We start from the raw sequence: 9,026 nt of genomic DNA, 5'->3' as shown, positions 1-9,026 counted from the left end.
ATCGTTCCGTCCGTCCAATCTCCGCCAAGCATGCTCAAGCTTCACGATTTTTGCAACAGAGCCAGAAACGCCACCGGGGCATCGCATGCGCTGCAGATTGATATCGAGCGATTCGAAGCAAGGTATGCCCTAGATGGGGGCGTCACATTAAACGGGCACAGATATACGGTAAGGGTGTCAGGTGTCGAAAAACACCTGTTTTTCGTACACTACGGCCAATGCGTGGCCTACGATTTTGCGGTCGTTCTACAACACGCTGAACACCGGTATGGACCGCCCCGGGATTGCCCGAGGCCGCAACTCCTGAGAGTGAGGGTCTACGATGAGCAAGACGACGAACAAGTTTGCCCCTGATGCGCGAAGTTCTACCACAAGCGCCGTCAGGTAAGCCAAGAGGAGGCGGAAGGTGGCCGGGTGATGGTGATGCTGAGCCGCATGGCAAATAGCAAAAATCCCGCCAGAGTTTGACGATCTGGCCATTGAGCGAAGCGAACCGTCAGCACGTGGGGATCTAGAACTGGATGCTGAACGTATCAAAAGGCTCGGTACTCTCGACGATGGGCTGTCGAACGTATCTTCGCATGGCTTGGCCTATGCCGCCGCATCGCGAAGGACCGGGAAACCACTATTGCACCATCAAACGCATCGGCGACCATCGCATCCATCCGCATGCTCACCCGCAGAGCTGCGAGGTATTGCTACACCTTAGGACCTTCCGAATCAGGCATTTATGTTGTGCAGCCGGCCGACCGGCTCAATCCTCGTTAAACGCATCAATGATCCCACTAGCCGCCAGTCGCTCAACCTCGCGACCGATGGCCGCTACAAGTAATTTGCCTGCGTCGCTCAAACCTTCGCGGTAAATGATGCCCGCGCGGCGCGGCGGGGCCGGAAGCGGTATCGGGATGAGGCGAAGCAGCCCTCTTTCCAGGTCGCCCGCAACAAGGACCTTCGGCATCGCCGAGATGAAATTTCCCGTTAGCAACAACTCGCGCATGAACCCGACCGATGTCGACCGAATGGACACATCTAGGTCTACCTGCATGGCGGAGAGCGCGGTACGCACGTCGTGTTCGACGCGAGTACTCACGGCCGGAGAGACGACGTGAAAGCGCCGCACGTCCTCTGCAGTCACGCCATCGAGTTCGAACAGGGGATGGTCGCTGCGGGCTATGAGACCGACGGGCTCGCTATAGAGTGCGCGCCGGATCAGGCCATCGGGTGCATCCGGCTCGTAGAGGCGGCCCACCACGACGTCGATCTCGCCCGAATGCAGGGCGGGCAGCAATTGCGTCGTCAGACCTTCGATGACCTCGACCCCGAGGTGGGAGCCTCGGTCGGTCGCGTCTGAAATCACCGTCGGCAAAAGTCCGTGCGCCGCGACAGGCAGCGCGCCGACGCGGATCGTTCGCTTGTGTTCCTCGAACAGCTCTCCGAGGTCGGCCTCGATCTGGCGCATGCCGCCCAGGAGACGCTGGGCGCCTCTTGCCAGCAGGCGTCCGACAGCGTTCGGTTGCACGCCCCGGGGATGCCGCTCAAACAGTTCGCAGCCGACGATATCTTCGACTTCCTGCAAGGTTCGGCTGAGACCGGGCTGACTGACGCCGAGCGCCTTTGAGGCCCGCAGAAGGCTCTTGTGCTGGTCAAGAGCCTCAATCACGCGCAAATGCCGGATCTTCAATCGTTGTTCGAGGTAGCGCGCCATGCCGCCATCCTAGCGTGCGCTGCCCTACCTTGAAAAGGGCATCGCGGGCCGCGTCAGTTCAGGTGGCGTGCGGCACTGCTCGGGTCTGCATGAACTCTTCGAGCGTCTCGCCGCGCATGATGGCATAGACTTCGAGGTTCGTCCGCCGCACTACGCGTGCCCATTTCTCGAGAACGAAGAAGTTGACGCCATACTGGACGATGCCCAGCCAGTCACGCGCGCGCACGAGTGCCTTCTCCTCGTCCGAAAGGGAGGCTACCGTCATCGCAGCCTCCTCGTCGTCGAGGAAGGCTTGGCGATACTTCGGACGGATCATGTTCCAGAAGAAACGGTTAAACGCCAGTGTACGGTTGCAGGTACGCAGATCGAAGACGTACGTGCCGGTGAGTTCTTCGATACCGACGGTCTGCGGGTTCTGGGTGAACATCGGTCAGGCCTCCACGCTGGTGCTTGCTGCGGAAGGCTGCGCGCGCTCACCTGCCTCCTCATAGACCACGACGGTCATCGCCGTGGTGGTCATCAGATAGTAGTTACGGTGGATTTCGGTCAGACGATCGGGCAGGGCGCCGCGCATTGCCAGCCACATGATCTGCTCAACGCTTTCGGCGCCGCCGAGGCGCACGTAATCCGCGTGGCGCAAGTGGAGCAGCTTTTCCGGCGTGTCGCAAAGCTGCTCGAGAAATTCCATATCCCAATCAGTGTCGTTGTAGCCGGCTCGCTCCCCATGAATCTGGTGCGAAAGCCCGCCGGTGCCGACCACCACGACCGAAAGGTCCTCTGGATAGCTTTCAATGGCGCGGCGCACTGCCTGGCCCAGGCGATAGCAGCGCCGGCCGGTGGGCAGCGGGTACTGCAGGACATTGACCGCGATGGGGACGACGACCCCCGGCCAGTCCGGCTCGTGGGGCCACATGAGCGGAAGCGGTGATGCAATTCCATGATCGATGGGCTTGTTCTGGAAGAACGCAAGGTCGAATTCGTCGTTGACCAGCGATTCTCCGATATGCGCCTGGAAGTCTACGTTCCCGCGAATTTGCGGCAGATCGCGCAGACCCGCGCCCTCATCGGCTATGGGGAAGCGGTCCCCGATGCCCAACGCGAAGGTGGGGTAAAGGTCGAAGAACATCGTGCTGGCATGATCATTGTAGAAGAATAGCAACACGTCCGGCTTCTTCTCTGCAAGCCATTCGGCGACCGGTTTGTAGCCGTCGAACAAAGGTGCCCAGACGGGATCCGCCTGGCGTCCCTTGTCGTAGGCGACGCCGATCGTCGGGACGTGAGAGGTTCCGATGCCACCGATTATCCGTGCCATTTCGTTCAATCCTGTTGGGGCGGCTGCGCTTGGCAGCGGCCATGTCATGCTGTCCGGCCGCTTTACTCAGCCGAATGCGAGGGAGCCGGCGCGGCTCTGAAACTTCCATGCGCCGTCATCGTCGCGGCGGAAGGTGTCATCGAAGTCACCGAGGAGCACTTGCGCGCCTTTTTCGCCGGAATAGAGGACGACGTAGCTTCTGGCGCACGCAGCGTTTTCGTCCAAGACCTCGACCACTATGTTCGTCATGACGTGGCGCGTGATCCGTTTGGGACGGTCGCGAAAGAACGCGCGGATATCCTCCCGGCCCGTGACGGGATTGGTCGGGTCTGTCGGCCGGGCAAAGCTGCCCTCGCTCACGAACATTTCGGCGAGGGCATCGTGGTCGTGGGCGTCGTTAAGCTGCGCAAAGCGCTTGATCAGGCGCTCGCAGGCATGTTCGATGCCGAAACGGGCGGCATCATTCATGCGCGTGCTCCTTCGATAGGGGGGTCAGCATCCACTCCGAGAGCGCTTGCGAAACTGCTTCAGGCGCTTCGAGCGGGGCCATGTGGCCGCTGCCAGCGAAGACGACATAAGTCGCCTGCGGCACGACATCAACGATGTCGAGGTGCTGGGCCGGCGGGCTCCATGCGTCCAGTTCCCCCACGCCGACGAGTACCGGACAGCGCAGCAGCGGCAAGACCTGCCGCGCGTCCGGGCGCGTGAGCAGGGCCGTAATCTGAGCCTGATGAATCGCGGGGTTCATTCGCTCGACCATAGCATAGAGATCCGAGCGCAGCGAAGGGTCGGCGTCAAGAGCTCCGGGCGCGACCATCGGAGGCAGCCAGGCGTCCGCCGCTGCTCTCATTCCTTCACGCTGCCCAAGCTCAACCAAGTGCGCTCGCTTCTCCGGTTCGCCCGCGCGCATCGGATGGATGCCGGTGTCCAATAAGGCCAGACGCTCTACGCGTTCGGGAGCCATCCGCGCCATCTCCATGGCGACACGCGCGCCCATCGAGTGACCGGCGACGGAAAGCTGCGCCGATGTTTTGTTTAGCACCGAGGCAGCCATGGCCTCAATCGATGCGAAACGGGTGAGGTCAGGTATGAGGATATCGTATCGTTCGCCCAGAGCTGCCACCTGATGCTTCCAGATAATGGCATCACAAAGCAGTCCGGGTATTAGAACGAGCGTCTCGGCCAAAGCAGCATCCTCTCGCGGTGAGTTTGTTTCGCCACGCCTAACTCGCTGCGGATGGAATGTCTTATACCTCTCTGCTCGTTTGATATGCCAAAAATGCAATCCGAGATATTTGGCTGGGTTATATCGAACGCGCGCAAAAGCATACGCCCCGCATCTCTCTCCCTGATAGATCCATGACGATGCAGACTGCGAAGAACAGTCTCAGCGCTGGCATGAGAGGTGAAATGAACAAGGCACAATCCCCCGGCCCCGACGTGCGGAAAAGCGACATCGAAATCCGCGCGCGCGCTCGGGATGGCTTCTTGTCGACCTCTTCTCCCGATCCTCGCGCGTTGATCGCGCGTGAGCCTATGCACTCCCGTCAGATCCTCGCTGTGGCGCTTGCCGCGGCGCTCAATGCGCTTGACGGGTTCGATGTGCTGTCGATCAGCTTCGCGGCACCCGGAATCGCGAGAGAGTGGGGTATAGATCGCGCCGCCTTGGGCGCGGTGCTATCGATGGAGCTCATCGGCATGGGCGTCGGGGCTTTCGTGCTGGGTGCGATGGCCGATCGCATCGGGCGACGTCCCACTATCCTTAACTGCCTCGTGATTATGGCTTTCGGCATGTTCGCTGCCTCGATGGCGCCGAATGTGACGACCCTGTCGATCTTCCGGCTTTTCACGGGGCTTGGCATCGGCGGGATGCTTGCGGCCACGAATGCCATCGTGGCCGAATGCTCCAACGCCCGGCGACGCAATCTTTCGGTCGCGGTTATGGCGGGCGGCTATCCCGTCGGGGCTATCGTAGGCGGGCTGATTGCCAGCGAACTGCTCGAACTCACCGAACGCTGGGAGTCGGTTTTCGAATTCGGTGCGGTTGCGACCGCCTGCTTTATTCCGCTGGTGCTATGGCTGGTGCCAGAAACCATCGCGTTTCTGCTCCACAAGCGTCCGAAGGGCGCTCTGGAGAAGATCAATCGTACGATGACCCGCCAAGGGCGTGCCCCGCTTCTTGAACTGCCCCCGCAAGATGAAGCGCCTGAGCGCGTTGGCGTCGCAGCCTTCTTCAGCCCCGGCATTGCAGCCGTAACAGTGCTGCTGGTCGTCGCTTACGCTATGCACATGATGACCTTCTACTTTCTCATGAAGTGGATCCCCAAAATCGTGGCGGACCTGGGTTTCCCGGCGGCATCGGCTGGCGGGGTGCTGGTATGGGCCAACGTGGGCGGCGCTAGCGGTTCGCTCGTGCTCAGCCTGTTGACGCAGAAAGTCGGGGTGCGCCTGCTGGTCATAGGCTCGATGTTCCTGGGCGCGGTGGCCATCGCTGCATTCGGCCAGGGCTTCACCACGCTCGCTTCGCTCTCTTTGCTCGCGGCGATCGGCGGTTTCTTCACCAATGGGGCGACTGCGGGCCTCTATGCAGTGATCGCGCAGTCGTTTCCCGCCGCGCTTCGGGCGGGTGGCACGGGCCTCGTCATCGGCATAGGCCGGGCGGGGGCTGCGATGGGCCCGATCGTTGCCGGTCTGTTGTTTGCCAGCGGCGCCTCCCTGTCGCTTGTCGCCGTCCTTATGGCGGGCGGGACACTGATAGGCGGAATTGCCCTTTCGTTTGTGCGCTACCGGGAGAGCGAGGTCGCCTGACCAGCTCTGTCGGCGTGAAAATCCGGGTCTCACCGAAAACCCAACAAGATGGATGTCGAAAATGCGTGAAACTGTTGCTTCTCTTCTCCTGCTCCTCGGCAGTGCCGAAACCGGTGCGCCGGCTTTTGCCCAAGCGAGCGCGCCTGCGCCCGCTCCGGCAGCGAATACCCAGCTTGCCTCAGCTGACATGGTCGTGACGCTGCTGGGCACGGGAACGCCCACGTTGAGCCCGGCACGCTTCGGGTATTCGACGCTGGTGCAAGTCGGGGGCCTCAATCTGGTGTTCGATGCAGGGCGTGGAAGTTCCATCCGCCTTGCACAACTGGGCGTGAAGCTGGGCAGCATCGATGCCACGTTCATCACCCATTATCACTCCGACCATGTCAACGGCTTGGGTGACTTGTGGTCGACTAGCCTGCTGCCTTCGCCGCAAAATGGTCGGACAGCCCCTTTCGAGCTTTATGGCCCGGTTGGCATCAAGCAGGTGGCTGCCGGCATGCAGGCGATGTTCGAGCCTGATCTGGTGATCCGTCGTCACGACAACGAAGTGACCGCCGCGGCGGAGAAGCTCAACGTCCATGAGTTCACGCGAGACGGCGTCGTGTTCGAGAAGAATGGGGTGCGCGTTACGGCCTTCACGGTGGATCACGGCGCGGCGATCAAGCCTGCCGTCGGCTACAAGGTCCAGTACAAGGGGCGCACCGTGGTCCTGTCCGGAGACACCAAATACGATCTGGAGGTCGTCCGACAGGCAACCGGCGCTGATCTGCTGGTGCACGAAGCCAGCATCGTTGCGGCAAGCCATGTCAACGATGCATGGGCAAAGCCTTCGATCGCGCATCACACCAGCGCCGAAGAGGCAGGCGACGTGTTCCGCCAGGCGCACCCGAAGCTTGCCGTATTCTCGCACATCTCGCGGCCGGGCCCGCAGGACGAGACCAACACCGATGCGGCGCTCAAGCGTCGCGCGCTCTCGCACTGGCCGAACGGAAACGTCGTCGTCGGCACCGATCTGATGCGCATCGCCATTGGCTCCGCAGTGTCGGTCATTCCTTCTCCGGCTCAGTGATCTCGCCTGCCTTCAAAGGATAATACCGTATGCACCGGCGATCCCTCATCAAATCTGCGCTTTATACGGCTCTTGCATCAGCCACCGCCGCCTCGGGCGTGCCCGCGATGGCGGTGACGCCAGCCAGGAAGCGCAGTTTCGTTCTGATACACGGCGCATGGCATGGCGGATGGTGCTGGCGCGATGTAGCGGCTTTGCTGCGAGCTCAGGGACACACCGTCTACACACCATCGCTCACCGGGTTGGCGGACCGTTCGCACCTTTTGTCCAATTCGATTACTCTCCAGACACACATCGACGACATCGTGAACCTGTTTGCATGGGAAGACATCGAGGACGCGGTGCTGGTCGCACATTCGTATGGCGGTTGGCCCGTTTCCGCGGCGCTCGCGAAGATCGGGAACAAGGTGGCCTCTGTCGTCTTCGTGGATGCCTTCGTGCCTGAAAATGGACAACGCGTAATAGATCTCAACTCGCCGCAGTTTCAACAGGCGCTCAAGGACGCGATCGCCAAAGGCGAGGCGGGACGACCCGCGCCAAAAGCCGAGGTCTTCGGCATCAAGGATACTGCCAGAGCAGTTTGGGTGCAGGCGAAGATGACCCCGCAACCATCAGGGGTCGCAATCCAGCCTATCGTCCTGTCAGGCGCGCGCGATCGCGTAGCACGCAAAACGTACGTTCGCGCTACCGGCTTTGCGATGCCGACGTTCGACAGCTATTTTGCCAAGGCGCAGAAGGATCCCTCGTGGACCGCGATAGGACTTGCAGCCGAAGAGTGCGGGCACGACGTGATGATCGACATACCGCAGCAGCTATCGGAAATCCTGCTGTCCGCAGCTTGATCTCCGCGATTGCGGATTAGCCCGCGCGAGACTACGCAAGAGAACTTCAAAATGATGTGAACGACCTCGCTTGTGGGGCTGCTGGACTGCGGCAGACAGGGGCGTCGTCTGGGAGAAGGCTGTGTTGAAAGGTTCCAAGACGATCGTGTGCGGCTGTCTGCTGGGAGCAGCGATCATGACCGGGTCGACTGTCGCCCTGGCGCAATCGGTGCCTCCGGCCAGCACCGAGGACGAGTCCGCAGGTGGCCCGATGGGCAGCCAGGCGCAACCCGGTGTTCGCCCCCCACGATCGCAGCCCCGCGCTGCCGTGGCGGTCCCCGGCGGGCAGACGGGAACGCCGAACCTTCCCCAGGCGATCCGCTGGACGGAGGACTGGTCGCAGCCCGTCAGCAAGGATGCGCCATTGATCGACAGGATCAAGCACATCCCGATCGGCTCGGATGACATATACCTCTCCCTCGGCGGTGAGGCGCGCGCATACTACACCGCCTGGGATCATCAGAATGCCGGGCGCACTGCGAATGACGCCAATGACCCGGTGCAGCGTCGCTTGCGACTGCTGGCCGATCTGCACATGGGGCCGCACGTCCGGGCCTTTGTGGAACTGGGCGACAATCGTGAGTACGGTTCCAGCCTGGTCACTCCGCCGAACCGGGGGCCCTTCGACGTCGAGCAGGCGTTCCTCGATGTGACGGTGCCGCTCGGCAAAGCTGGAAAGTTGACGTTGCGTCCTGGTCGGTTCGAAATGCCGCTTGGCAACGGCAAGCTTGTCACGCTGCGGGACGGTGTCAATCAGCGTGTGCTCTATCAGGGCCTGCGCGCGACCTATGCCCTTCCCGGCAAGATCTCTGTCGACACGTTCGCCGTTCGCCCCGTAAACATTAAGGACGGCGAATTCAACAATGCCCCTAACCACACACAGTCATTCCACGGCGTTTACGTCAGCGCTCCGCACGTGGTGGCTGGCTTTGGCGTCGACGGGTACTGGTTCCAGGTGAAGCGTGACACTGCATTGAACGCTCAGGGCAGGGCCTCCGAGAACCGTAGCAGCTGGGGTGCGAGGCTGTGGCAGCGCACTGCGACCTGGGATCTCGACGTGGAAGGTACCTACCAGTCCGGTCGCTTTGGAACCAAGGACATCAGCGCATGGGCGATGATGATGGATGGTGGTTATACCTTCCCCAAGGTTGCCCTTCAGCCGCGCCTGGGGCTCAGAGCCAATGTATTGGCTCTGTTGCAAAAATCGTGAAGCTTGAGCATGCTTGGCGGAGATTGGACGGACGGAACGAT

9 protein-coding genes and 1 pseudogene are annotated in these 9,026 nt (G+C 61.4%); 5 read left to right on the top strand and 5 right to left on the bottom strand.

The window, feature by feature from the left end; translation table 11 throughout:
* Nucleotides 1-552 precede the first annotated feature (552 nt).
* Nucleotides 553-702, top strand: a pseudogene (locus tag AC3G88_RS29205) (IS5/IS1182 family transposase); the annotation flags it as partial.
* Between the two features lie 52 nt (nucleotides 703-754).
* Here the strand turns inward: AC3G88_RS29205 and AC3G88_RS29200 are convergent.
* The 5 genes from AC3G88_RS29200 to AC3G88_RS29180 all read right to left on the bottom strand — a co-directional run bounded on the left by AC3G88_RS29200 (nucleotide 755) and on the right by AC3G88_RS29180 (nucleotide 4,203).
* Nucleotides 755-1,705, bottom strand: coding sequence for a LysR family transcriptional regulator (locus AC3G88_RS29200; RefSeq protein WP_015063456.1), 951 nt, complete (start codon nucleotides 1,703-1,705; stop codon nucleotides 755-757).
* Between the two features lie 58 nt (nucleotides 1,706-1,763).
* Nucleotides 1,764-2,132: a protocatechuate 4,5-dioxygenase alpha chain gene (locus AC3G88_RS29195; protein ID WP_015063457.1), complete on the bottom strand. Its 369-nt coding sequence runs from the start codon at nucleotides 2,130-2,132 to the stop codon at nucleotides 1,764-1,766.
* Nucleotides 2,133-2,135: 3 nt separating this feature from the next.
* On the bottom strand, nucleotides 2,136-3,017 hold the full coding sequence (locus AC3G88_RS29190; protein WP_015063458.1) for a gallate dioxygenase: 882 nt from the start codon (nucleotides 3,015-3,017) through the stop codon (nucleotides 2,136-2,138).
* A gap of 66 nt (nucleotides 3,018-3,083) precedes the next feature.
* Nucleotides 3,084-3,485 carry a nuclear transport factor 2 family protein gene (locus AC3G88_RS29185; RefSeq protein ID WP_015063459.1) on the bottom strand — a complete coding sequence of 134 codons (402 nt, stop codon included), beginning with the start codon at nucleotides 3,483-3,485 and terminating at the stop codon, nucleotides 3,084-3,086.
* Nucleotides 3,478-4,203, bottom strand: coding sequence for an alpha/beta fold hydrolase (locus AC3G88_RS29180; protein ID WP_049881452.1), 726 nt, complete (start codon nucleotides 4,201-4,203; stop codon nucleotides 3,478-3,480). The genes AC3G88_RS29185 and AC3G88_RS29180 overlap by 8 nt, the downstream gene beginning before the upstream one ends.
* A gap of 224 nt (nucleotides 4,204-4,427) precedes the next feature.
* Between AC3G88_RS29180 and AC3G88_RS29175 the strand changes: the two genes are divergently transcribed.
* The 4 genes from AC3G88_RS29175 to AC3G88_RS29160 all read left to right on the top strand — a co-directional run bounded on the left by AC3G88_RS29175 (nucleotide 4,428) and on the right by AC3G88_RS29160 (nucleotide 8,985).
* The gene (locus AC3G88_RS29175) at nucleotides 4,428-5,825 is read left to right on the top strand and encodes an MFS transporter (RefSeq protein ID WP_023082275.1); all 1,398 of its coding nucleotides are present in this window, start codon (nucleotides 4,428-4,430) and stop codon (nucleotides 5,823-5,825) included.
* 61 nt (nucleotides 5,826-5,886) lie between these two features.
* Entirely contained in the window at nucleotides 5,887-6,894 is a 1,008-nt protein-coding gene (locus tag AC3G88_RS29170) for an MBL fold metallo-hydrolase (RefSeq protein WP_031668809.1), read from the top strand.
* Between the two features lie 29 nt (nucleotides 6,895-6,923).
* Nucleotides 6,924-7,736 (top strand): alpha/beta fold hydrolase, encoded by an 813-nt coding sequence (locus AC3G88_RS29165; protein WP_023082276.1) that lies wholly within the window; start codon nucleotides 6,924-6,926, stop codon nucleotides 7,734-7,736.
* Between the two features lie 121 nt (nucleotides 7,737-7,857).
* Nucleotides 7,858-8,985 carry an alginate export family protein gene (locus AC3G88_RS29160; protein ID WP_033939102.1) on the top strand — a complete coding sequence of 376 codons (1,128 nt, stop codon included), beginning with the start codon at nucleotides 7,858-7,860 and terminating at the stop codon, nucleotides 8,983-8,985.
* Nucleotides 8,986-9,026 lie beyond the last annotated feature (41 nt).

The sequence above is a fragment of the Cupriavidus sp. 86D6 genome (assembly GCF_057815095.1).
Note: the sequence above shows the minus strand (reverse complement) of the source record. Positions and strands in the feature narration are given on the sequence as shown.

What these genes read in the sequence shown, in the direction of transcription:
- AC3G88_RS29195 (WP_015063457.1), bottom strand. Translation starts at nt 2,132, where the DNA reads ATGTTCACCCAGAACCCGCAGACCGTCGGTATCGAAGAACTCACCGGC.
- AC3G88_RS29175 (WP_023082275.1), top strand. Translation starts at nt 4,428, where the DNA reads ATGAACAAGGCACAATCCCCCGGCCCCGACGTGCGGAAAAGCGACATC.
- AC3G88_RS29165 (WP_023082276.1), top strand. Translation starts at nt 6,924, where the DNA reads ATGCACCGGCGATCCCTCATCAAATCTGCGCTTTATACGGCTCTTGCA.
- AC3G88_RS29170 (WP_031668809.1), top strand. Translation starts at nt 5,887, where the DNA reads ATGCGTGAAACTGTTGCTTCTCTTCTCCTGCTCCTCGGCAGTGCCGAA.
- AC3G88_RS29190 (WP_015063458.1), bottom strand. Translation starts at nt 3,017, where the DNA reads ATGGCACGGATAATCGGTGGCATCGGAACCTCTCACGTCCCGACGATC.
- AC3G88_RS29185 (WP_015063459.1), bottom strand. Translation starts at nt 3,485, where the DNA reads ATGAATGATGCCGCCCGTTTCGGCATCGAACATGCCTGCGAGCGCCTG.
- AC3G88_RS29200 (WP_015063456.1), bottom strand. Translation starts at nt 1,705, where the DNA reads ATGGCGCGCTACCTCGAACAACGATTGAAGATCCGGCATTTGCGCGTG.